The sequence below is a fragment of the Marinobacter subterrani genome, assembly GCF_001045555.1.
Taxonomy (GTDB): Bacteria; Pseudomonadota; Gammaproteobacteria; order Pseudomonadales; family Oleiphilaceae; genus Marinobacter; species Marinobacter subterrani.
In genome coordinates, this window is sequence record NZ_LFBU01000001.1 from 1,696,337 (window position 1) to 1,720,245 (window position 23,909).

The 23,909-nt window shown below is 56.9% G+C and carries 20 protein-coding genes and 1 tRNA gene; 8 read left to right on the plus strand and 13 right to left on the minus strand.

Annotated features, from left to right (window positions below; translation table 11 throughout):
• Nucleotides 1-34: 34 nt before the first annotated feature.
• Entirely contained in the window at nucleotides 35-1,624 is a 1,590-nt protein-coding gene (locus tag msub_RS08035; protein WP_048495524.1) for a BCCT family transporter, read from the minus strand.
• Nucleotides 1,625-1,871: 247 nt separating this feature from the next.
• Between msub_RS08035 and msub_RS08040 the strand changes: the two genes are divergently transcribed.
• From msub_RS08040 to msub_RS08075, 8 genes are all read left to right on the plus strand, one after another.
• Entirely contained in the window at nucleotides 1,872-3,518 is a 1,647-nt protein-coding gene (locus msub_RS08040; RefSeq protein WP_048495525.1) for an FMN-binding glutamate synthase family protein, read from the plus strand.
• Between the two features lie 118 nt (nucleotides 3,519-3,636).
• A tRNA-Pro gene (locus tag msub_RS08045) sits at nucleotides 3,637-3,713 on the plus strand.
• Between the two features lie 354 nt (nucleotides 3,714-4,067).
• Nucleotides 4,068-5,000 carry a ubiquinol oxidase subunit II gene (gene cyoA, locus msub_RS08050; RefSeq protein WP_048495526.1) on the plus strand — a complete coding sequence of 311 codons (933 nt, stop codon included), beginning with the start codon at nucleotides 4,068-4,070 and terminating at the stop codon, nucleotides 4,998-5,000.
• 4 nt (nucleotides 5,001-5,004) lie between these two features.
• Nucleotides 5,005-6,996 carry a cytochrome o ubiquinol oxidase subunit I gene (gene cyoB / locus msub_RS08055; protein WP_048495527.1) on the plus strand — a complete coding sequence of 664 codons (1,992 nt, stop codon included), beginning with the start codon at nucleotides 5,005-5,007 and terminating at the stop codon, nucleotides 6,994-6,996.
• Nucleotides 6,997-6,998: 2 nt separating this feature from the next.
• A complete protein-coding gene (gene cyoC / locus msub_RS08060) occupies nucleotides 6,999-7,625 on the plus strand; it encodes a cytochrome o ubiquinol oxidase subunit III (protein WP_048495528.1) in 627 nt (208 codons plus the stop codon).
• Entirely contained in the window at nucleotides 7,625-7,951 is a 327-nt protein-coding gene (gene cyoD, locus msub_RS08065) for a cytochrome o ubiquinol oxidase subunit IV (RefSeq protein WP_048495529.1), read from the plus strand. The genes cyoC and cyoD overlap by 1 nt, the downstream gene beginning before the upstream one ends.
• A complete protein-coding gene (gene cyoE, locus msub_RS08070; RefSeq protein ID WP_197083873.1) occupies nucleotides 7,951-8,841 on the plus strand; it encodes a heme o synthase in 891 nt (296 codons plus the stop codon). The genes cyoD and cyoE overlap by 1 nt, the downstream gene beginning before the upstream one ends.
• A 257-nt stretch (nucleotides 8,842-9,098) precedes the next feature.
• Nucleotides 9,099-9,710, plus strand: coding sequence for a Yip1 family protein (locus msub_RS08075; RefSeq protein WP_048495530.1), 612 nt, complete (start codon nucleotides 9,099-9,101; stop codon nucleotides 9,708-9,710).
• A 37-nt stretch (nucleotides 9,711-9,747) separates the two neighbouring features.
• Here msub_RS08075 and msub_RS08080 read toward each other — a convergent pair whose 3' ends face one another.
• From msub_RS08080 to msub_RS08135, 12 genes are all read right to left on the minus strand, one after another.
• Nucleotides 9,748-11,235: a DHA2 family efflux MFS transporter permease subunit gene (locus msub_RS08080; protein ID WP_156182807.1), complete on the minus strand. Its 1,488-nt coding sequence runs from the start codon at nucleotides 11,233-11,235 to the stop codon at nucleotides 9,748-9,750.
• A 53-nt stretch (nucleotides 11,236-11,288) separates the two neighbouring features.
• Nucleotides 11,289-12,434 carry an HlyD family secretion protein gene (locus tag msub_RS08085; RefSeq protein WP_048495532.1) on the minus strand — a complete coding sequence of 382 codons (1,146 nt, stop codon included), beginning with the start codon at nucleotides 12,432-12,434 and terminating at the stop codon, nucleotides 11,289-11,291.
• Between the two features lie 214 nt (nucleotides 12,435-12,648).
• Nucleotides 12,649-13,014 (minus strand): MerR family transcriptional regulator, encoded by a 366-nt coding sequence (locus msub_RS08090; protein ID WP_048495533.1) that lies wholly within the window; start codon nucleotides 13,012-13,014, stop codon nucleotides 12,649-12,651.
• Entirely contained in the window at nucleotides 12,995-13,297 is a 303-nt protein-coding gene (gene ihfA, locus msub_RS08095) for an integration host factor subunit alpha (RefSeq protein WP_007151838.1), read from the minus strand. The genes msub_RS08090 and ihfA overlap by 20 nt, the downstream gene beginning before the upstream one ends.
• 3 nt (nucleotides 13,298-13,300) lie before the next feature.
• Nucleotides 13,301-15,673, minus strand: coding sequence for a phenylalanine--tRNA ligase subunit beta (pheT, locus tag msub_RS08100; protein WP_048495534.1), 2,373 nt, complete (start codon nucleotides 15,671-15,673; stop codon nucleotides 13,301-13,303).
• A 62-nt stretch (nucleotides 15,674-15,735) separates the two neighbouring features.
• Nucleotides 15,736-16,734 carry a phenylalanine--tRNA ligase subunit alpha gene (pheS, locus tag msub_RS08105; protein WP_048495535.1) on the minus strand — a complete coding sequence of 333 codons (999 nt, stop codon included), beginning with the start codon at nucleotides 16,732-16,734 and terminating at the stop codon, nucleotides 15,736-15,738.
• A gap of 151 nt (nucleotides 16,735-16,885) precedes the next feature.
• Nucleotides 16,886-17,239, minus strand: coding sequence for a 50S ribosomal protein L20 (gene rplT, locus msub_RS08110; RefSeq protein ID WP_048495536.1), 354 nt, complete (start codon nucleotides 17,237-17,239; stop codon nucleotides 16,886-16,888).
• Between the two features lie 49 nt (nucleotides 17,240-17,288).
• Nucleotides 17,289-17,480 carry a 50S ribosomal protein L35 gene (gene rpmI, locus msub_RS08115; protein WP_007151842.1) on the minus strand — a complete coding sequence of 64 codons (192 nt, stop codon included), beginning with the start codon at nucleotides 17,478-17,480 and terminating at the stop codon, nucleotides 17,289-17,291.
• 94 nt (nucleotides 17,481-17,574) lie between these two features.
• Complete coding sequence (infC, locus tag msub_RS21030; RefSeq protein WP_082146433.1) at nucleotides 17,575-18,120, minus strand: translation initiation factor IF-3; 546 nt, start codon at nucleotides 18,118-18,120, stop codon at nucleotides 17,575-17,577.
• Nucleotides 18,117-20,042 carry a threonine--tRNA ligase gene (gene thrS, locus msub_RS08125; protein ID WP_048495538.1) on the minus strand — a complete coding sequence of 642 codons (1,926 nt, stop codon included), beginning with the start codon at nucleotides 20,040-20,042 and terminating at the stop codon, nucleotides 18,117-18,119. Before thrS ends, infC begins: the two co-directional genes overlap by 4 nt.
• A gap of 153 nt (nucleotides 20,043-20,195) precedes the next feature.
• The gene (locus msub_RS08130) at nucleotides 20,196-22,802 is read right to left on the minus strand and encodes a TRAP transporter permease (protein ID WP_048495539.1); all 2,607 of its coding nucleotides are present in this window, start codon (nucleotides 22,800-22,802) and stop codon (nucleotides 20,196-20,198) included.
• A gap of 75 nt (nucleotides 22,803-22,877) precedes the next feature.
• A complete protein-coding gene (locus msub_RS08135; RefSeq protein WP_048495540.1) occupies nucleotides 22,878-23,861 on the minus strand; it encodes a TAXI family TRAP transporter solute-binding subunit in 984 nt (327 codons plus the stop codon).
• Between the last annotated feature and the right edge of the window lie 48 nt (nucleotides 23,862-23,909).

Genomic DNA, 23,909 nt, shown 5'->3' on the forward strand with positions numbered 1-23,909 from the left:
GGGTCGAAACCCCGGTTTTTCCGGTCACTGGCACTCAGAGTTCTCCGCGCGCCACCAGCAGTTTGCGTTCATGGGTAAGCCCCTTGAGCAGGCTCCAGGTCATGATCAGCAGGATGACGGTAAACGGCAAGCCCGCGGTAATCGCCGTCGCCTGAATCGCACCCAAGGCATCCTTCCCGCCACCGAAAATAAGCGCTGCGGCAATAGCACCTTCCATCACCGCCCAGAAAACCCGCTGGCTTACCGGCGCCTCAACCTTGCCACCAGCGGTGATGCTGTCGATGACCAGGGAACCGGAATCCGAGGAGGTAACGAAGAACACCAGCACCAGCACGATACCCAAAAACGAGGTAATGGCCGTCAAAGACACATGTTCGAGCATCTGGAACATTGCCAGGGAAACATCCGTGATGCCTTTCTCCGCCAGCACACCAACGTTGTTCTGAACCTGTTCCAGCGCGGTTCCACCAAAGGCACTCATCCAGACAACGGTGATGATGGTTGGAATCAACAGCACTGCGGTAATGAACTCACGAATCGTGCGGCCGCGGGAAACACGGGCAATGAACATTCCCACGAACGGTGACCAGGAAATCCACCACGCCCAGTAGAACACAGTCCAGCCGTGGAACCAGGCTTCGTCTTCCCGGCCAAACGGATTACTCAGGGCCACCATATTGCCGATATAGCTGCTCGAGGTGGTCCACATGGTCTCGAAGATGGTCATGGTGGGGCCGGCAAAGATAATGAAAAAGAGCAACAGCCCCGCCAGGCCCATATTGATGTTACTGAGCACCTTCACGCCACCGTCAAGGCCGCGGACCACGGAGATCAGGGCCACGAAGGTGACGCCCGTAATAATCGCCATCTGGACATTGACGCCCGAGGAAATCCCGAAGAGATAACTCAAACCTGAGGCGGCCTGCTGCGCACCAAAGCCCAGTGACGTTGCCAGCCCGAAAATGGTTGCGAGCACCGCGAGAATATCAATGATATGGCCAGGCCACCCCCATACCCTGTCTTTCAGCAGCGGGAAGAAGGCCGAGCGAATCGTCAGCGGCATGTTCTTGTTAAACGCGAAGAAAGCCAGAGACAGGGCCACAATTGCGTAGATAGCCCAGGGATGCAGGCCCCAGTGGTACATGGTCGCGCCCATGGCCAGATCGGCCGCCGCCGGCGAATTCGCCGCAACGCCCAGTGGCGTCTTGTACCAGCCGGTATAGTAGGCAACCGGCTCCGCCACCGCCCAGAACATCAGGCCAATACCCATGCCCGCGGCGAACAGCATCGCAAACCACGACATGGTGGAAAACTCTGGTTTGGCGTCCATGCCGCCAAGCCGTATCTTGCCGACCGGCATGAAGATGAGGGCCAGGCACACCACCACGAAAATATTGGCGCTGATCAGGAAAAACCAGTCGAACATCGCGATGGTATCCCATTTGGCGCCGTCCAGAAGCTTCATCGCCTCGGCCGGAAACATCAGGGTTCCCACAACGAACGCCACTATCAGAAATGAAGTGATCAGAAAGACCGGCGCATGAAGGTCGAGCCCTAATGGATTGATGTTATCCTGGCCCGCCACGTAGTCAGTTTGATATTCGTCTTTTACTACCTCGCCCACGTTTGGCGCCTCCTGCTTGGATGGATCGTTAAACGTTTCGTAATTCAGACCTTACAAAACGAGCATGATAATGTTTTGACCTCAAAATATCAAAATGCGAAAGTTTTTACGCAGCACAGGGTAATAATAGACCATAACCCGACCCGAAAAAGGCTGGAGGCCCGGCAACCGGCCTCCGCCGCACGCCGCACGTTTATGCTTCCAGGCACGCCCGAGCGATTGATACCTGTAACCAGCAGAGGAATTCATGAAAAAAACAGCAACATTCCCGATGCGCTATTCCGCGTATGCGCTCAGTATTGCCGGCTTCGCCGTCTCGCTGGCCCTGAGTGTATGGACGGGCGAAGGTTTCTGGATACCCGCGGTGTTCGGCGTACTCGCAGCTATAGGCACGGTCGACCTGCTGCAAAGCAAGCACACCATTAACCGCAACTATCCGATCCTGGGCAACGTTCGCTATTTCCTGGAATCCATCGGTCCGGAAATACGCCAGTACTTTATCCAGTCGGATACCGAGGAACGGCCCTTCTCGAGGGAACAGCGGGCCGTCGTTTATCAGCGCGCAAAAAACGTACTGGACAAGCGCCCGTTCGGCTCCCAACTCGACATGTACAGCGAAAGCTTCGAGTGGATGAACCACTCGCTCACCCCCACTCACCTGGACGACAGCAACTTCCGGATACGCATCGGGAAACAGTGCAGCAAGCCATACAGCGCAAGTGTCTTCAACATTTCCGCCATGAGTTTCGGTTCGCTTTCCGCCAACGCGATCCTGAGCCTCAACGCTGGCGCAAAGCTCGGCGGCTTCTATCATGACACCGGCGAGGGATCGATTTCCCGCTACCACCGCCAGCCCGGCGGGGATCTGGTCTGGGAAATCGGCTCCGGCTATTTCGGCTGCCGGCACGAGGACGGATCCTTCAATCCGGAGATGTTTCAGAAAAACGCCGTTGTCGATCGGGTAAAAATGATAGAGCTCAAACTATCTCAAGGAGCAAAACCCGGTCACGGCGGCATCCTGCCCGGGGCAAAAGTCACCCGGGAAATTGCCGAGGCACGGGGTGTGACACCCGGAGAGGACTGCATCTCGCCATCCAGCCATTCCGCGTTCTCGACGCCGATCGAACTGCTGGAGTTTATTGACTACCTTCGCGAGCTTTCCGGCGGCAAACCGGTGGGCTTCAAGCTGGCCATTGGCCACCCCTGGGAATGGTTCGGCATTGTAAAGGCAATGCTGGAGACCGGGCGCCGGCCCGATTTCATTGTGGTAGACGGCGGCGAGGGCGGCACCGGCGCGGCGCCGCTGGAGTTCATCAACCGGCTCGGGATGCCGATGACCGAGGCCTTACTGATAGTCCATAACACCCTCGTTGGCACCAATCTGCGGGAAGACATTGCCATTGGTGCCGCCGGCAAGATTACCTCGGCCTTCAACATTGCCCGCGCAATGGCCCTGGGCGCCGACTGGTGCAACGCGGCCCGGGGCTACATGTTTGCCCTGGGCTGTATCCAGTCACTCAACTGCCATACCGGTCGCTGCCCCACCGGTGTAGCCACCCAGGACCCCAGGCGCGGCAGCAAGCTGGATGTCGGTGACAAAAGCCAGAGGGTGTACAATTTTCACAAGAATACCCTCGATGCCCTGAAAAACCTGCTCGAAGCCTCCGGGCTCAAGCATCCGTCTGAGCTTGGCCCGGAACATGTGGTAAGGCGGGTTTCGGAAACCGAGGCCCAATCCTACCTGGATCTTTTCCCCTTCCTGGAACCCGGCGCCCTCCTGCAGGAGAGCAAAACCGGCCTGTCTGTGTTCGACAAGTACTGGGATACCGCCCGGGCTGACACGTTTGAGCCGCCACAATTCATTCTGAAACTCCGGGAGACCAAACTGCGGTAAAAAAACGGTGATCAAATTCAATCAGGGATGTTTATTTTTCCCATGGGCTCGTGTAGACTTCGCTCCCGCTAAGCCACTGAGAACACTCTCAAGTTTTCTTGTCTGGCCAACAGCGAATCGGGGCGTAGCGCAGCTTGGTAGCGCACTTGCATGGGGTGCAAGGGGTCGTAGGTTCAAATCCTACCGTCCCGACCAGATTTTCGACAAAAAGGGGCATGTCTACGGACATGCCCCTTTTTGTTTTGGCTGCCTTCAAACCATGACAAATGCCCCGAAGGCGGCCGCCCAAAGCCGCAAAAGCCCGGAAAACAAGGCTCTCGCCTCGACCCAAGCCCCGGAATTGATTTAAGTCAATTCGAGACTGGAATCCTGCCGACACTTACACCAATATTCACGCCGTTTTCAGCGTGGGGTCCGATCCTCGCCGGCAGTTCGTAACCACAGGGCACACTGCCCGCGTTGAGGCATTCGAATACCCACTAAAAATAGCTAACTACATGTGAGCCTCGCACCAGCGTCCCACCTGCGTTGCTCAAATGAGGTTGATAAATGAGAGAAAAGAAATACGTGCGCACCCTTGGTGCGTTGCTGGCAGCGGCTTTGCCACTCCTGCTATCGGGATGCAGCTCGGCGCTCATGGATCCGAAGGGACAGGTCGGAGAGGAGCAGCGCGTCCTGATTATTACAGCGTTCGTGCTGATGCTTATTGTTGTCATTCCCGTCATTGTCATGACGCTGCTCTTTGCCTACCGCTATCGCGAAGGTAACAAGGAAGCGTCATACAAGCCGAACTGGGCCCATTCCACTGCCATTGAGGTGGTTGTCTGGCTGATTCCCTGCCTGATCATCCTGGTACTGGCCATTCTGACATGGGTTACCTCCCACAGCCTGGACCCGATGAAACCCATCACGCCGGATGACAATCAGGACGCCATCGAAATCCAGGCGGTTTCGCTGGACTGGAAATGGCTTTTCATCTATCCGGAGCAGGGCATTGCCACCGTCAATGAAGTGGCGTTCCCGGTCGACAAGCCAATCCACTTCAGCATTACCTCCGGCTCTGTCATGAACTCTTTCTGGATACCCACGCTCGGCTCGCAGATCTATGCCATGGCAGGAATGGACAGTGGCCTGTACCTGATCGCGAATGAGAAAGGCACCTTTGCCGGCCGCTCGTCCAACTACAGTGGCGCCGGCTTCTCGGAAATGACCTTTAATGCCCTCTCTGTGTCACCGCAGAATTTTGACGATTGGGTATCGAAAGTCCGGGCCTCGGATAAGTCCCTGTCTTTCACCAGCGGTTATCAGGAACTGGAGGAACCGACGGTGTCAGCACCGGTTCAGTACTTCTCGGAGGTTTCACCAGAGTTGTACGGCAACATTCTTGACAGCTTCCGCAAGGCAAAGGAAAGCAGCGGCGAGCATGGTGAAAACAGCAACGCGGAACACGGCGAGCCCATGAACGCAGAGGCAGCGGAGTAAGACTATGTTCGGAAAATTATCACTGGATTCAATTCCGTTCCATGAGCCGATTATCATGGTCACGGTGGCCGTCATTGCCATTGTTGGCGCAGCCGTCGTCGGCTGGATCACCTTCAATCGGAAGTGGGCCTACCTGTGGAACGAGTGGATCACGTCCATCGACCACAAAAAACTGGGCATTATGTATTTCCTGGTCGCGCTGGTCATGCTGATCCGTGGTTTCTCGGATGCCATCATGATGCGCACCCAGCAAGCCATGGCCGCCGGCGGCGCGGAAGGCTACCTGCCGCCCGAGCACTACGACCAGATCTTCACCGCACACGGTGTGATCATGATCTTCTTCGTCGCGATGCCGATGGTTATCGGCCTCATGAACCTGGTGGTTCCACTGCAGATTGGTGCCCGCGATGTCGCCTTCCCGTTCATGAACAACCTGAGCTTCTGGCTGTTTGCGGCGGGCGTGGTCCTGGTGAACGTATCCCTGTTCGTCGGTGAATTCGCCAAGACCGGCTGGCTGGCCTACGCGCCGCTATCGGAGTCATCCTACAGTCCCGGGGTCGGTGTCGATTACTGGATATGGGCGCTGCAGATATCGGGGATCGGTACCACCCTCACCGGGATCAACTTCTTCGTGACCATCATGAAGATGCGCACCAAGGGCATGACCCTGTTCCGCATGCCGATCTTCACCTGGACCTGTCTGGTCACCAACGTGCTGATCATTGCAGCATTCCCGATCCTGACAGCAACCATCGCCCTGCTGACCCTGGATCGTTACCTGGATTTCCACTTCTTCACCAATGATCTTGGCGGCAACATGATGATGTACGTCAACCTCATCTGGGCGTGGGGCCATCCAGAGGTGTATATCCTGATTCTGCCAGCGTTCGGCGTGTTTTCCGAAGTTATTTCGACCTTCGCCAAGAAGCGTCTGTTCGGTTACAACACCATGGTCTGGGCAACCCTGGCGATCGGCATCCTGTCGTTCATCGTCTGGCTGCACCACTTCTTCACCATGGGTGCCGGCGCCAATGTCAACGCGTTCTTTGGCATCATGACGATGATCATCGCCATTCCGACCGGCGTGAAAATCTTCAACTGGCTGTTCACCATGTTCCGCGGGCGCCTGGAATTCACTTCCCCGGTACTCTGGACACTCGGGTTCATAATCACCTTTACCCTGGGTGGTATGACCGGCGTCATGCTGGCCGTGCCAGCGGCTGATTTCGTGCTGCATAACAGTCTGTTTGTTATCGCCCACTTCCATAACGTCATCATCGGCGGCGTGGTCTTCGGGATGATGGCCGGTTACACCTTCTGGTTTCCCAAGGCCTTCGGCTTCAAACTGGACGAGAAGTGGGGCAAGCGGTCTTTCTGGTTCTGGATTATCGGCTTCTACGTGGCGTTCATGCCGCTGTACATCCTGAGCTTCTATGGCGCAGTTCGCCGCATGCAGTCTTACGCCAATGCAGAATGGCAGCCACTGATGTTCGTTGCCTTGTTTGGTGCGGTGCTAATCCTGTGCGGCATTCTTTGCACGGCGATTCAGCTAGTCGTCAGTATCCGTGACCGCAAGAAAAACCGCGATATCACCGGGGATCCCTGGGATGGCCGCACCCTGGAGTGGGCCGTGTCCTCGCCGCCCCCCTACTACAACTTTGCCCATCTGCCCGAGATCCATTCGATCGACAGTTTCTGGGAAGACAAGCAGAAGAATCAGGGCAAGGCACAGTTGGCAAATCCGGAGACCATCGAATATGAAGACATTCACATGCCTCGCAATACTGTTGCAGGACCAGTGATGGGTGCCTTCAGTATCGTGATGGGCTTTGCACTGGTCTGGCATATCTGGTGGCTGGTCGGCGTAGGCGCCCTCGGTATCTTTGCGGCCTTCATGGGCCGGGTCTTTAATGATGATATCGATTACCACGTCCCCGCTGCAGAAGTGAAGCGGATCGAAACCGAACACCATAACCAGGTGGAGATGCAGGCGTAATCATGACAACCGATACCATGACTAATCACGATTTGGCCGCCCACGGCGGCCACGATGACCACGACCACCACGATGTAACTGGCACGAAGATGTACGCCTTCTGGATCTACCTGATGAGCGACCTGATCATCTTCGGCTCATTGTTTGCCACCTACGCCGTGCTGCACAATGGCACGGCCGGCGGCCCGACTTCGACGGACCTGTTCGAGCTGGACTTCGTCCTGATCGAGACGATCTTGCTGCTGCTCAGCAGCTTCACCTACGGCCTGGCCGTACTGGCCATGAACAAGGACCGACTCCAACAGCTCAAGGGCTGGCTGGCAGTCACCTTCCTGTTGGGTGCCGGCTTCGTCGGCATGGAAGTCTATGAATTCCATCACCTGATCATTGAGGGTTTCGGCCCGGATCGCAGCGGCTTCCTGTCGTCCTTCTTCGCTCTGGTGGGAACCCACGGGCTGCACGTAAGCTTCGGTCTGCTGTGGATGCTGATCATGCTTATCCAGCTGTCCACCAAGGGCCTGACCGACAAGACCCGCCCGCGCATCCTGTGCCTGAGCCTGTTCTGGCACTTCCTGGACATCGTCTGGATCTGCGTATTTACCTTTGTCTACCTGATGGGAGCCCTGTGATGAGTACTTCTACATCCCACGACAGCGGAAACCATGGCAGCGTCAAGTCCTACATCACGGGCCTGATCCTGTCGATTGTACTGACCCTCATTCCGTTCGGTATGGTCATGAAGGGCGGATTTGATGAAACCACGGTAGTGGTGACCATCTCCATTATGGCGGTGCTGCAGGTTCTCCTGCAGCTTATGCTGTTCATGCATATGAACCTGAAGACCCAGGAAGGCCGGGAGTCCGGCTCTTTCGTCTTCTTTACCGCCCTGATTCTTGCATTGGTAATTGGTGGCTCAGTGTGGATTTTGTATCACCTCAACATCAACTTGATGTAATGCCGGGAGCGTCTGTAAAGGACGTGCTCAGGCAATTCATCGCACTTACCAAACCGGGTATTATTTTCGGAAATTCTATCTCGGTGATGGGCGGCTTCTTCCTGGCCGCCCAGGGTGAGTTCAACCCGGGCCTGTTCATCGCAACGCTGATCGGGCTGGCCCTGGTTATCGCCTCCGGGTGCGCGTTCAATAATCTTATTGATCGCGATATTGATGCGCTGATGGAACGAACTCTGGACCGGCCCCTGGTTCGGGGCACCATCACTCCGGCAACCACGTTTGGCTTTGCAACGGTGCTGGGGATGGCCGGTTTCACCCTGCTGCTGGGGATCAATCTCCTTACCGTCGGCCTGGCGGCATTCGGGTTTGCCATCTATGTCGGAGCGTACAGCCTGTACCTCAAGCGTCGTTCGGTGCACGGCACTCTGGTCGGCAGCCTTTCCGGGGCGATTCCTCCCGTGGTCGGCTATTGCGCTGTCACCGGCGTGTTCGATACAGGAGCTCTGATCCTGCTGGTAACCTTCTGTTTGTGGCAGATGCCACATTCCTATGCCATCGGCATCTTCCGGTTCCGAGACTACCAGCGAGTCGGGATTCCGGTTCTGCCGGTCGCTGAAGGGATAAAAACCGCCAAACATCACAGCCTGGCCTATACGGTCGCCTTCACAGTGTCGGCCCTGAGCCTGAGCGTGGCTGGATACACGGGCATCGCCTACTTCGTGGTCGCCCTGCTGATGGGGCTGTACTGGATAAAGATCGGTCTGGCCGGCTACCAGACAACCGACGATATAAAATGGGCGAAAGGCAATTTCGGGTTTTCGATCCTGACCGTTTGCGTCCTGAGCCTGATGATGTCACTCAACGGCTACCTGCCTACCTTCCTCGGCTGAATAGCCCGAAGCGAACGCTCCCGGCGTTCGCTTTTTTTAATCTGACCTGCCCTTACCTGCGCCGACTCCCGATTCGTTTCAGGCGACTCTTGATTTATGTGAATTATCACCGGCACGGTGTTACGCAATTCTCTCCGTATTCAGCTATACCTTTAAGGAAGAAGTCTGGACTGCGGACGGCTTCTCGGGCTTTATCCGGGAGCACAGGCCGCAGTCCGGAAGTTGATGAAGACCAGCCAGATGATGAGGTTGAAACTATGCTGACACATGTATGGGGCCTGTTGACCCATCCAAGAATGGAATGGGCAGAGATTGACCGGGAGCACGAGTCTGTCCGCCACCTCTATGCACACCATGTGCTGATCATGGCGGCCATTCCGGTGGTGAGCGCATTCATCGGTACAACCCAGGTCGGCTGGGGATTCGGCGGCAATCACCCGTTCATCAAACTGGACCTGTTAAGCGCCTTCCTCGCGGGCATCGCGTTCTATGTCGCGATACTCGGGGCCGTCGTTCTGGTCGGCCACGTCATCCGCACCATGGCCAAGCGCTTCAAGAAGCCACCCAGCTCACGGCGCTGCGTCATTTTTGCCGGTTACATCGCCACACCCATGTTTCTGAGCGGCATCGCCGCCGTCTATCCGTTGATCTGGCTCTGCCTGCTGGCCGGCACCATAGGGCTGTGCGTCAGTGGTTACCTGCTGTATCTCGGCATTCCGCACTTTCTGGGCATCAGCTCGGAACAGGGCTTTATCGTCTCCAGCACCACACTGGCCGCCGGCGTTCTCGTTCTGGAGGGACTGCTTGCGGTAACCGTCATACTCTGGGGCTATGGCGAGGTCTTTCTGCCCTGGTTATTCAGGTTCTGATACCCCCTGTTGCCGGTGCCGCGAGGCACCGGTCCTCTCATGCTTCCTGCGGCTCGGCTTCGGCACTTTCCTGTTGGCCCGTGTTACGCGGCGCGCTCCGGAATAACAGAATCAGCGGGATCGCTGCCAGGGTCATCCAGGCCATAATCTGGAAGTCATTGAGGTAACCGATGGCAGCCGACTGGCGCGTAAGCTCCTGGTTCAGCAAGGCCAGGGCATTGTCTCCGCTGAGACCCGCACCCTGCCCGTCCATAAACTGCTGTACCGGCGCGCGGAACCGGGTGAGCTGCTCCCCGAGCACCGCGTGGTTGACCTGGGTGCTGCGGGCCGCCAGAGCGACCATCACCGAGATCCCGATGCTGCTGCCGATATTCCGCATCAGGCTGAACATGGCGGTGCCCTCGGTACGGTAGCGCCGGTCGAGGGTGGAAAAGGTGACGGTGCTCAGGGGAACAAAGACAAATCCCAGACCAAGACCCTGAATGATTCCGGTCCGCACCAGCGCCATGGGGCTGATATTGAGGTTGAACTGGGCCATTTCGAACAGGGAGACGGACGTCAGGGTCATACCGATCGCCACCAGCAGACGAACGTCAATCCGGTTGACCAGCCTGCCTACCAGCAACATCGCAATCATGCTGCCAATCCCTCTGGGCGCCAGAACCTCGCCGGTGGTGATAACCGGAAAGCCCATCAGGTTCTGCAGGAACGGCGGCAGCAGGGCCAGAGTCGCAAGAAGCACGACACCAACGATGAAAATGAAGATCAGCCCCATCACCAGATTACGGTCCCGGAACAGCCCCGGCTCCAGAAAGGGCTCCCGGGCGGTCATCATATGGGACACGAACATATAAAAGCAGGTCGCGGCCACCATGCTCTCAATGACGATCTCCGGGGAAGCAAACCAGTCCAGGCTCTGGCCCCGGTCCAGTAGCAGCTGCAACGATCCGATCGCCAGGGACAGCAGGGTGAACCCGAACAGATCAAACCGGCGCCTGACGGTCTCGGTTTCCGGAACGAAGCTCAGTATTCCAGCCAGGGCCAGTATGCCAACGGGCAGGTTGATCAGGAACACCCAGCGCCAGTTGTAATATTCGGTGAGATAACCCCCGAGCGTTGGCCCGAGAATGGGCCCGACCATCACACCCACGCCCCAGATTGCCATCGCCGACCCGTGCTTCTCTTTCGGGAAGGTATCCAGAAGGACGGACTGAGACAGCGGGACCAGTCCGGCACCGAATATGCCCTGCAGCAGTCGGAAAAGGACAATCTGCTCAAGCGATACAGCCATTCCGCAGAGCAGCGAAGTAAGCGTGAAGCCGGTCACCGAGATCACGAAGAGGCGCTTTCGGCCAATGCGGGCAGAGAGAAACCCGGTCATCGGGGTCATGATGGCGGCGGCGACAATATAGGAAGTCAGTACCCAGGCAATCTGCTCGGAGGTTGCCGACATGGCGCCCTGCATATGTGGCAGGGCGACATTGGCGATCGTCGTATCAACCGCCTGCATGATGGTTGCAAGCATGATCGATACGGTAATCAGGGCCCGGCTGGGGCCGGCTCCGGAGGACGCCTCGCTCACCGGCCAGTCTCTGCTCGTTCAGACGCCGCGGCCGTTCCGACGAACCCCTGGAACCAGGAGGTCAGCGGTTCCAGAAAGGCCGGACCGCGCTGGTGCCAGCCAGTATCAACCGCCACCGACACACTCATGCCCGAGCGAAGACGGGCTTCCGCCGGCGGATTGTCCAGCCGGATGCGCACCGGCACCCGCTGAACCACCTTGACCCAGTTTCCAGTGGCGTTCTGGGCGGGCAAAACCGAGAATTCCGAGCCGGTGGCTGCGGCCAGGCTGTCCACATGCCCGGAGAGCACCAGATCCGGATAAGCGTCCACCTCGATCTCGACCGGCTGGCCCACTCTAACCTGGGCGAGCTGGGTTTCCTTGAAATTGGCATCCACCCAGAAGTCATCCACCGATACCAGGCTCATCGCCGCGCGGCCGGGACCGGCATACTGCCCCGCCACGGGCGTTTTCGAGGCGAGGCCACCAAACCGGGCCACCACCGAGGTGTCCTGCAGGTTCTCGCGGGCCGCCGCCAGTTCCGCCTGGGCTTTGCGATACATCGGATGCTCTTCAACGGCGATGTCGGGATCGCCGGCCAGTTCAGCACGAACCCGCTGCAGGGCTTTTCTTGCCTGCTCAACGCTCTGTTCGGCAAGTTCCTGTTTATGGCGATAGCTGTCCAGCGTGGAGCCGGAAACCGCATGGCTGCGGGACAATTCCACCTGGCGCTGATATTCGCGGGTTGCGTAGGCCAGATTACTGAGCGCAAGCTGAAGCTGCTGCTTCTGCTCGTCGTACCGGGCTTTCATGACCGCGATCCGGGTTCGCACATCGGCCAGTGCCGATTCGGCCTCCACCACGGCTATCCGGTAACGTTTCGGGTCAATGGTAAACAGAGGATCGCCGGTCTGAACCCGCTGATTTTCCGCCACGGCTACATCCGTAATGGTGCCGGGCACCTCCGGAACCACTGAAATCATGTCAGCATGCAGGTAGGCGTTCTCGGTATCCACAAAGCGGCCACCCACCAGGTACATGACGCCCGCAGCCACAAGAATAACAAGCGGGATCACCACTAATAGCATGAACCGCAGGTATGTGCGGCCCAAGGCCCAGTTGAGCTGCCCGGCCAGGGGAAGCTTGCTGGTGTTTTGTGTCATATCGGTTTCCCGAAGGCTGGTTTAGTTACGTATTTTAACCTCATTGAGAGGGCATATATTATAAGCATGCTTACGGTTATTTGATACAAAAGGATCAATTAGAGATGCGGAAACCGTTCAGGGCCGCGATTGAAGCCGCCGGAACCGGTATTGCTGGTATAAAAAAGCCGGAGCAGCGAACGCTGCCCCGGCTTTTTTCGGAACGGAAGGTGTTCTATCTGGACGGTGCGTTAAGTACGTCAAGAACCTCTTCGAGTTCGGTAATCATCTGGCGGATGATCTGCTTGTACTGGGAGGTATCTTCTTTCACTTCATGGCTGCTCAGCTTCTGCTTGGCCCCACCAATGGTGTATCCCTGGTCGTACAACAGGCTGCGGATCTGACGGATGGTGATCACATCCGCCCGCTGATAATAACGGCGGTTGCCCCGGCGCTTGACCGGCGACAACTGAGGAAATTCCTGCTCCCAATACCTCAGGACGTGCGCTTTAACGGCGCACAGATCCGCCACCTCACCAATAGTGAAATAACGTTTTCCCGGGATGGCGGGAAGTTCGTTGTTATGACTGGGTTCCAGCATAGGCTTCTACTTTCTGCTTTAGTTTTTGTCCCGGGCGAAACGTAACGACACGCCGTGCACTGATTGGAATCTCTTCCCCGGTTTTCGGGTTCCGTCCCGGCCGCTGTTTCTTGTCGCGCAGATCGAAGTTACCAAAACCGGACAACTTCACCTGTTCGTTATGACTGAGAGCGCCTCTGATCTCATCGAAAAAAGCTTCCACCATTTCCTTGGCTTCGCGTTTGTTCAGGCCCAATTCCTCATACAACCGCTCCGCCATTTCCGCTTTCGTCAAAGCCGCCATCTCTCAACTCCTCAGTGTTGCCCCCAACTCTTCTTTCAATGCGTCGATCACACCGTTGAAGAGCGAATGCACTTCATCTTCGTTCAGCGTGCGTTCGGGATGCTGCCAGAACAGGCTCAGGGCCAGGCTTCGATTACCCTCACCCAGACTTTCGCCTTCATAGACATCAAACGCACGTAACGCCGTCAGGCGCTCACCGGCATGCTTTTTTGCCACACGCTCCACATCCGCAAACGCCACATCGCTCCCGATAATAATAGCCAAATCCCGACGAACTTCCGGGAATTTTGAAATTTCTTTGAAATTAGGCACATATCCAGTAACGATCGAGTTCAAGAATAGCTCAAACATCAGGATCGTGCCATTAAGTTCAAGATTTTTCTGAACTTGTGGATGCAGGGTTCCCAGCCAGCCGACATGCTCGCCATCCCGCATCAGCTCTGCGGTCTGCCCCGGGTGCAAGGCAGGATGCTGACTGCCAACGAACTGAATTTCGATTCCCAGCAGACGGAACAGGCTTTCCAACTCCCCTTTTACATCAAAGAAATCGGCAGTTCTGCGACCGTTGACCCAGTTTTCAGGATACTGGTTTCCAACCACGACGCCCGCGAGCATGGGCTTTTGATCAATACGCTCACCCTCCTTGAGGAACCGCAGGCCGGTCTCAAAAAGGCGAATACGGGCCTGCTGCCGGTTCTGGTTATAGGCCACCGTTTTCAGCAAGCCGCTCCAGAGGCTGGTGCGCATGACCGAGAGGTCCGAGGAAATCGGGTTAGCCAGCGCGATGCCCTCACGCTCAGGGTCAACCAGTTGCTGCACCTTCGGGTCCACGAAGCTGTAAGTCACCGCTTCCTGATAGCCGTGGTCGACAAAGAAGTTGCGAATGGCCGCTACCGGGCGAACCGCCTCTTCTTCCGGCCGCAGACCGAGAGCGCCCGTCGGCTCAGTCACCGGCAGGTTGTTGTAACCGTAGATCCGGCCCACTTCTTCAATCAGGTCTTCTTCAATCGAAATGTCCGGACGGAAGCTGGGCACGCTCACCCGCCAGCCGTCTTTCAGAAGCTTGTCGATCCGAAGGCCCAGTCGGGTCAGGATTTCCTCGACCGTGGTGCGGTCAATTGCCATACCCAGGACATCATTGAGGCGGCCTGCGCGCAGGTCGACAACGCGATCCTCAGGAATATCGTCAGGGCTGGCCACCTCGACAATCTCACCCGGCTCACCGCCGACTATGTCCATCAATAACCGGGTTGCCCGCTCCATGGCCTCGCGCGCCAGCTTGTAATCGACTCCGCGCTCAAACCGGTGAGAGGCATCAGTGTGCAAGCCATAGTGGCGCGCCTTGCCGGCCAGGGTGATGGGGTCAAAATACGCCGACTCCAGAACCAGATCCCGGGTTTTCGGGCTGACACCCGAGTGCTCTCCACCCATCACGCCGGCAATGGCCACAGGCTTTTCGTGGTCGGCAATCACCAGCGTACCCTGGGTGAGCTCGACTTCCTGACGGTCCAGCAGAATGAGCGTTTCCCCGGCACGGGCCATGCGCACAACAATGCCGCCATGAATCTCGTCCCGATCGAAGGCATGCATTGGCTGGCCCAGTTCCAGCATGACGTAGTTGGTTACGTCCACTGCTGCATCTATGGAGCGGACCCCGGAACGGCGTAGCTTTTCCTGCATCCACAGCGGCGACTCGGCCTGCAGGTTTACGTTCCGCAGAATCCGACCCAGATAGCGCGGGCAACCGGCTGGCGCCTCGACACGGATATCAGGAACTTCGGAGTGCACAGCCTCAACCGGCTCAATGACCGGGGCGTCAACCAGCACGCCAGTGAGCACCCCCACTTCCCGGGCAAGCCCCTTGATCGAGAGACAATCGGCGCGGTTGGGAGTCAGATCGACATCAATGGTAACGTCGTTCAGTTTCAGGTAATCCGCAACCTCCTGACCAACCGGCGCGTCGGCCGGTAACTCCATCAGTCCGTCGTGATTCTCGGACAGGCCCAGCTCGGCCTCTGAGCAGAGCATTCCCTCCGAGGACTGGCCTCGCAGTTTTGCTTTCTTGATTCGGAAATCACCGGGCAGCACCGCGCCAACCACAGCAAAAGGCACCTTGAGGCCTTCCCGGACGTTGGGAGCGCCACACACGACCTGAACAGTGTCTTTGCCATCAGTCACCTGGCAAAGCCGAAGCTTGTCGGCATCCGGATGCGGCTGGACAGATTGCACTTCACCGACAATCACGCCACTGAACTGGCCGGCCACCGGTTCAAAACCGTCGACCTCCAGACCGGCCATGGTGATCTCGTCCATCAATTCCTGGGTTCCGATTTCCGGGTTAACCCACTCGCGCAGCCACTGCTCACTGAATTTCATGGTTATTGCCTTGTCCTGATGCGGTTATGCCTGTTTATTTGAATAGCCTGAACGCTGTCCGTTCAACGGAACTGGCGCAGGAAGCGCAGATCATTCTCAAAGAACATGCGCAGATCGCTCACTCCGTAGCGGAGCATGGCCAGACGCTCGACGCCCATCCCAAAGGCAAAGCCACGGTAGTCCTCGGCATCAATTCCGCAATAATCGAATACTTTGGGATGCACCATGCCGCAGCCCATTACTTCGAGCCACTTGATGCTGCCATCGGCTTCCCGGCCCCATTCAATATCCACTTCAGCGGAGGGCTCCGTAAAGGGGAAGTAGGACGGACGAAAACGAACCTGAAGATCCTGCTCGAAAAAGACCCGGAGAAATTCCTCAACGGTGCTTTTCAGATCCGCAAAGCTGACGTTTTTCTCGACCAGCAGACCTTCCACCTGATGGAACATCGGCGTATGGGTCATGTCCGAATCGCAGCGGTACACCCGGCCGGGGCAGATCATCCGGAATGGCGGTTTGCCAGCCTCCATGGTGCGGATCTGGACCGGTGAGGTATGGGTTCTCAGCAGAGTGCCCGGATTGAAATAGAAGGTATCGTGCATGGCGCGGGCCGGATGGTGCCCCGGAATATTCAGGGCTTCGAAGTTGTGATAATCGTCTTCGATCTCCGGCCCCTGCTCAACGGTATAGCCCGCCCTGGAGAAAAACTGCTCAATGCGCTGCAGAGTTCGGGTAACGGGATGCAGCCCCCCCAGCTCCTGGCCCCGGCCAGGCAGCGTCACGTCAATGGACTCGCTGGCAAGCTTCTGTTCAATGGCGGCGCGTTCAAGATCACTCCGTCGTGCGTTGATCGCCTGCTCCACCCGCCCCTTGGCTTCATTGATCTTCTGGCCGGCGGCCGGACGTTCTTCAGCGGACAGCTTGCCCAGGGTTTTCGCCTGCTGGGTAATCGCACCCTTTTTGCCAAGATACTCAACGCGAATTTGATCAAGTGCCTGCAGGCTATCAGCTTTGTCTACTGCCGCCAGACCGTCCTGAACCAGTTGCTCCAGGTTTTCCATTGACCCTGCTCCAAACCAGAAATGGGAGTGCTAAATATGCAATTTCACAAACAAAAATAGGGGAAGAGCGTGCCCTTCCCCTATCACAGGGCGCCATCATGATGTCACGAGGCGCCCGGATCGATCAGTAACCGATGAAAGAGCTAAGCGATCACAGGGACGCTTTGGCCTTCTCAACAACGGCAGCAAACGCCTGCTGCTCGTTCATGGCCAGATCGGCCAGAACCTTACGATCGATTTCAACGTTAGCCTTTTTAAGGCCAGCGATCAGACGGCTGTAGGACAGACCGTTGGCGCGGGCGCCAGCATTGATACGGGCAATCCACAGCGCGCGGAAAGCACGTTTACGGTTACGACGGTCACGGTATGCATACTGGCCGGCCTTGATAACCGCTTGCTTGGCTACACGAAATACCCGGCTGCGAGCGCCGTAGTAACCTTTGGCCTGATCGAGAATCTTCTTGTGACGACGGCGTGCGACCACACCACGTTTTACACGAGCCATACTTTAATCCTTCTACCTTAAACCTTTGCAGGAATCGTTAGCGGCTGAATCAGCACGCGGTCATACGCTTGATGGAAGCCACATCAGACTTGGCAATCAGCTTGGTACCACGGAGCTGACGCTTACGCTTGGGGCTCTTCTTGGTCAAGATATGACTGGTGAAGGACTGCTTGTGCTTGAAGCCGGTCGCGGTTTTCTTGAACCGCTTGGTGGCTCCGCTTTTGGTTTTCATCTTGGGCATTTTTTAAAACTCCGCATTCTATTTTGGATAAACAATAATGTATCCCTGAACGACAAATCCCCCGCATGCGCGGGGGACAAGCACCCGATCAGGTTTACTTCTTCTTGCGGGGCGCCACAACCATGGTCATCTGCCGGCCTTCCATTTTCGGCCGCATCTCTACCTGGGCTAGCTCATCAATGTCTGCTTCGATGCGCTGCATGAGTTGCATACCAATTTCCTGGTGTGCCATCTCACGGCCTCGGAAGCGGATCGTGATTTTGCCGCGGTCCCCGTTTTCAAGGAAACGTACCAGGTTGCGTAGTTTGACCTGATAATCCCCTTCTTCAGTTCCTGGACGGAACTTAAGCTCTTTGACCTGCGTCTGCTTCTGCTTCTTCTTGGCAGCCGCTTTCGCTTTCTTCTCGTCGAAGATTTTCTTGCCGTAGTCCATTATTTTACAGACGATCGGATCGGAATCCGTAACCTGGACCAGGTCAAGAGATGCCTCTTCCGCTTGCTTCAGGGCATCCTCTATTGGTACTACACCGACCTGATTGCCTTCGGCATCGATCAGTCGGACTTCGGTTGCGTCAATATTCTCATTGATCGGCGCCTTAGGTGTGCGCCCACCCCGATTCGTTCGCTGTTTAATAATCAGATCTCCGTCTTGGTTCTGCCCTTGCGTTGGATGTCATCAGCCAATAGCTGCTCAAACGCTTCAAGCGACATAGTTCCCAAATCCTCACCTTTGCGGGTTCTCACCGCAACGGCGTTGTTCTCGATTTCTTTGTCTCCGACAACAGCCAGAAAGGGAACTTTATTAATAGTGTGCTCGCGGATTTTAAAGCCGATCTTCTCGTTTCTCAAGTCAGCATTAACCCTCAAGCCCAAAGAATCCCACTTTTTCGCCAGATTCTGGCAATAATCGCGCTGATTATCGGTGATATTGAGGATGGCGACCTGGGTCGGGGCCAGCCATGTCGGGAATGCACCTTCGTATTCCTCGATCAGAATGCCGATAAAACGCTCGAAGGACCCCAACACCGCCCGATGCAGCATAACCGGCGTTTTCCGCTCGGAATTATCCGCAACATACTGCGCACCCAACCGGCCCGGCATGGAAAAATCGACCTGAATGGTACCGCATTGCCATACCCGGCCGATACAGTCCCTCAGGGAAAACTCGATTTTAGGTCCGTAAAAGGCACCTTCGCCCGGCAACAACTCCCAGTTCACACCTTCGCGATTCAGCGCTTGCTCCAGGGCAGCCTCGGCCTTGTCCCAGACCTCGTCAGAGCCGACCCGCTTCTCGGGCCGGGTGGACAGCTTGTACAGAATTTCGGTAAACCCAAAATCTGTGTAGATTTCGTGCAGCATTTCAATGAATGCCGACACTTCCTTCTGGATGGCATCTTCTTCACAGAAGATGTGCGCATCATCCTGGGTAAAGCCGCGAACGCGCATCAGCCCGTGGAGCGCACCAGAGGCCTCGTTACGGTGACAGGATCCAAATTCTGCCAGCCGCAGGGGCAGGTCCTTGTAGCTCTTCAGGCCCTGATTGAACACCTGTACGTGGCAGGGACAGTTCATTGGCTTGATGGCGTAGTCGTGCTTCTCCGACTCGGTGGTGAACATATCATCCTTGAACTTGTCCCAGTGGCCGGATTTTTCCCACAGGGTACGGGACACCACCTGGGGCGTCTTGATTTCCTTATAGCCATGTTCCTGCTGTTTGCGGCGCATGTACTGCTCAATCTCCTGGTACAGCGACCAGCCATCCGGATGCCAGAACACCATGCCAGGCGCTTCTTCCTGCATGTGGAACAGGTTGAGCTTCTTGCCGACCTTGCGGTGGTCCCGTTTTTCCGCTTCTTCCAGACGGTGCAGGTACGCCTTGAGGTCTTTCTTGTTGCCCCAGGCGGTGCCATAAACCCGTTGCAGCTGTTCGTTGCTGGTGTCACCACGCCAGAACGCACCGGAAACCTTGGTCAGCTTGAAGGCCTTCAGTTTGCCGGTACTCGGCACGTGGGGGCCGCGACACAAGTCAATAAAATCACCCTGGCGGTAAAACGAAAGATCCTCATCACCGGGAATATCCTCGATGATGCGCACCTTATACTCTTCGCCCATTTCGTCAAACAACCGAACCGCGTCTTCCCGTGACATCACCGACCGGGAAACCGGAATATCCTGCTTCGAAAGCTCCTCCATCCGCTTCTCGATCCGCGCCAGGTCCTCGTTGGTGAACGGGCGGTCGAACTTGAAGTCGTAATAGAAGCCGTTGTCGATAACCGGGCCAATGGTGACTTGCGCAGCCGGAAACAGTTCCTTGACTGCCATGGCCAGCAAATGCGCCGTGGAGTGACGAATAATATCAACGCCGTCATCATCACGCTCGGTGACAATCGCCAGCTCGGCATCCTGTTCGATACGATAGCTGGTGTCCACCAGCCGGCCATCCACCTTTCCGGCGAGGGCGGCCTTGGCGAGGCCGGCACCAATATCGGCGGCGACGTCATGAACGGTTACGGGTTCGGCAAAACTGCGATGGCTGCCATCGGGCAAGGTTACGACGGGCATGGAAAGCTCCTGTTGGTTGCTCAGCGGTGATCTATACCAGAGACCACATGGTGACGGCACTGCGCGATACAAACCGCGGGCCGGTTCGAGCGGAAGTCTATCAGAAAAAAGCCCGGCAGGTTAATGCCGGGCTTTTACGGTCAGCAACACTATTCAGGCGGACTGCGGGGCCCCCTCTTCCCGGGCTCTTCGGCGCAACTGGCCGAACGCAACCAGTCCCAGAAGGATCAGGGCCGGAATGAACATCAGCTCCTTCGGCGGGCGCTCGAGCGGCACCTGAAAGGAGTCAATCGTCCAGTCAAAATACAGGCCGGCATTTTCTGCCACACTGCCGTAGGAGACATAATCAACAACCATCCTGTCGCCGTCCTTGCGCAGGCCAAGGCCAGACTCCTGGAGCCGCGCCACTGGTGTTTCACCTGCCGGCAAAGGCAGTTGCAGGAACGTAGATTCCTCCTCGCCATCGATGGTCATGCCCGTGGCCTTGATCACAATGTCCTCGCCCGCCGGAACTGTCTCGATGTACTCCATGATCCGGGTTCCGGGGCGGCTTTCTACCGGAGGATAAACCATGTCCCACCAGAACCCCGGGCGGAAGAGCGTGAAGGTGATCAATAGCAGGCACAGGGTTTCCCACCAACGGCTCCTGACGAACCAGAAACCCTGGGTCGCGGCAGAGAACACCAGCATGGCCGTCACCGCACTGAAAATCGTGACCAGCAGATCAAACCAGCCAGTCAGCCCGATCAGCAACAACTGGGTGTTGAAGATGAACATGAACGGCAGGATCGCCGTCCGGATATCGTAGGTGAAACCCTGAATCCCCGTTCGAATCGGGTCGGCCCCGGAAATGGCAGCGGCGGCGTAGGCCGCCAACCCCACGGGTGGCGTATCGTCCGCCAGTATCCCGAAATAGAACACGAACATGTGCACCGCAATCAGGGGCACAATCAAGCCGTTCTGGGCGCCCAGGGTCACAATAACCGGGGCCATCAGGGTGGATACCACAATGTAGTTGGCGGTGGTCGGCAACCCCATCCCAAGGATCAGACTGATCACGGCGGTGAAAACGAGCATGAGCATCAGGTTGCCACCCGAGATGAACTCGACGAACTGGGCCATCACCAGCCCGATACCCGTCAGCGTTACCGTACCCACCACGATGCCGGCAGTAGCGGTCGCAACACCAATGCCAATCATGTTTCTGGCGCCGGTTGCCAGTGATCGCACCACATCCACGCAACCCTGCCAGAATGCCGCCCCCAGGTTTCCCTGCTTGCGGAAAAAGTTCTTGAGCGGAACCTGAGTAACCACAATAAAGATCATCAGCAGGGTCGCCCAGAACGCCGAAAGCTGGGGTGAAAAGCGCTCTACCGTAAGACACCAGATCAGCACCACAACCGGCACGAGGTAATACAGGCCGGTTTTGACAGTCCGCCCCAGGGGTGGCAACTTGTCCATCGGGTCTTCCGGATCGTCTTCCTCCAGGTCCGGGTATCTGGACGCGTACGCCACCAGGCCGATGTAAATGAGCAGCAGGACAGGCCCCAGAATCCAGGCCGCCTGATCGCCAAACACGCCTTTGGTCCAGCCAACGCCGTAGTACACCGCCAGGGTCAGCACCGCCAATCCCAGTAACACGAACACCCAGGTAAGCATCCGCTGGGCCAGTGTTGGCTTTTTCGGACGTTCGAGGCCCTTCATGTTCAGCTTGCAGGCCTCCAGATGAACGATGTAAACCAGCGCGATGTACGAAATGAGTGCCGGAAGTATGGCGTGCTTCATGACCTCCAGATAGGAGATACCCACGTACTCAACCATCAGGAAGGCCGCGGCCCCCATCACCGGTGGCGTAAGCTGGCCATTGGTCGACGCAGCCACCTCTACCGCACCGGCTTTGGTGGCAGGAAATCCGACCCGTTTCATCAATGGAATGGTAAAGGTACCGGTCGTTACCACGTTGGCAATGGAGGAGCCGGAAATGATCCCGCTCAAACCACTTGAAACCACGGCTGCCTTCGCCGGACCTCCCTTCATGTGCCCCAGCGAGGCATAGGCCACCTGGATGAAGTAGTTGCCGGCGCCGGCCCGCTCCAGCAAGGCACCAAAGAGGACGAACAGGAACACGAAGCTCGTGGAGACGCCGAGTGCGACCCCGAAGACGCCCTCAGTCCCCAACCACTGGTGCGATGCCAGTTTTTCCAGGCTGGCACCCGCATGGGAAATCACTGCCGGCATATAGGGTCCGGCGAGCGAATAGATAATGAACACGGCGGCGACAACGGTGAGCGGCAGGCCAAGTGCACGGCGTGTGGCCTCCAGCAGGAGTAACAGACCGACAATGGCGACAATCAGGTCTTGCAGAATCGGCGCGCCCGGCCGGGTCGACAGCTGATCGTAAAACAGATAAAGGTAGGATGAGCAGAAGGCCGCCAGCCCTGCCAGAATCCAGTCATAAAACGGCACCCTGTTGGAGGTTTCATGCCGCCCTTTAATCATCGGGAATGCAGCAAATGCCAGAAAAGACGCAAACGCCAGGTGAATCGAGCGTGCTTCTGTCGAGTTGAACATCCCTACTTCAAAAATGTAGGGCAGCGGTGACGCAATCCACAATTGAAACAGCGACCAGACCACCGGAATAACAAACAGAATCACCGCGGCAGGACCGGTTCCAGCCCGGCCGCCGGTTTCTGACTGCAGGAACTTTTCAACGGAGGAGGTATCTACGGAATCCCCGAAATCGGGATCTTTACCGGTCATAGGTATGTCCTGTGAAGGAAGGAAAGGAAACAACAGTCGGGGCGGCACAGGCCACCCCGACTGTCCGACTGGTCGTTACTTGATCAGACCGGCTTCCTTGTAGTACTTCAGGGCACCCGGATGCAGCGGCGCACTCAGGGCGTCAGAGACCATTTCGGTCTTGTCCAGATTGGCAAACGCCGGATGCAGTCGCTTGAAGCTGTCAAAGTTCTCGAATACAGCCTTGACCACCTGGTAGACCACCTCATCGGGCACATCGGTCGAGGACACGAGGGTCGCTGCGACACCAAAGGTAGCCACGTCCTCATCCGTTCCGCGGTACATGCCGCCGGGGATGATAGCCTTGCGGTAGTACGGGTTCTCCTTGATCAGCTTCTGGCTGGCGGGGTTATCCACCTCAACGATAACGCTGTCACAGGAAGTGGTCGCTTCCTTGATAGCACCGGACGGGTGCCCGACGGTGTAGAAAAATGCGTCAATGTTGCCATCACACAGAGCCTGCGACTGTTCTGCGGCCTTGAGCTCCGCCGCCAGTGAGAACTTGTCGAGGGTCCAGCCCATTTCGTTCATCAGTACTTCAGCAGTGGCTCGTTGGCCAGAACCCGGGTTACCGACCGACACACGCTTGCCCGCAAGGTCTTCAAACGTCTTGATGCCGGAGGCTTTGCTGGCGACCACGGTAAACGGTTCCGGATGCAGCGAGAATACCGCGCGAAGCTCCTTGTTGGGGCCATCATCCTTGAACTGACTGGTTCCATTATAGGCGTGGTACTGCCAGTCGGACTGGGCAACCGCCAGATCCAGCTCGCCCTGACGGATGGCATTCAGGTTGTAGACAGAGCCACCGGTACTCTCCACGGAGCAGCGAATGCCGTGCTCTTTACGATCCATGTTCACCAGGCGACAGATAGCACCGCCGGCCGGATAATAAACACCGGTCACGCCACCGGTACCGATGGTCACAAACTGTTGCTCCTGTGCGCTAGCCGGAGCTGAGGCAATGCCCAAGCCTACAGCGGCGGCAACGGCAAATGCGGAAGCTTTGAGTTTCAGTCTCATGTGCGTTCTTCCTTTTTCTGTTCGTTATAATTAATTGCCTGCTTGGGA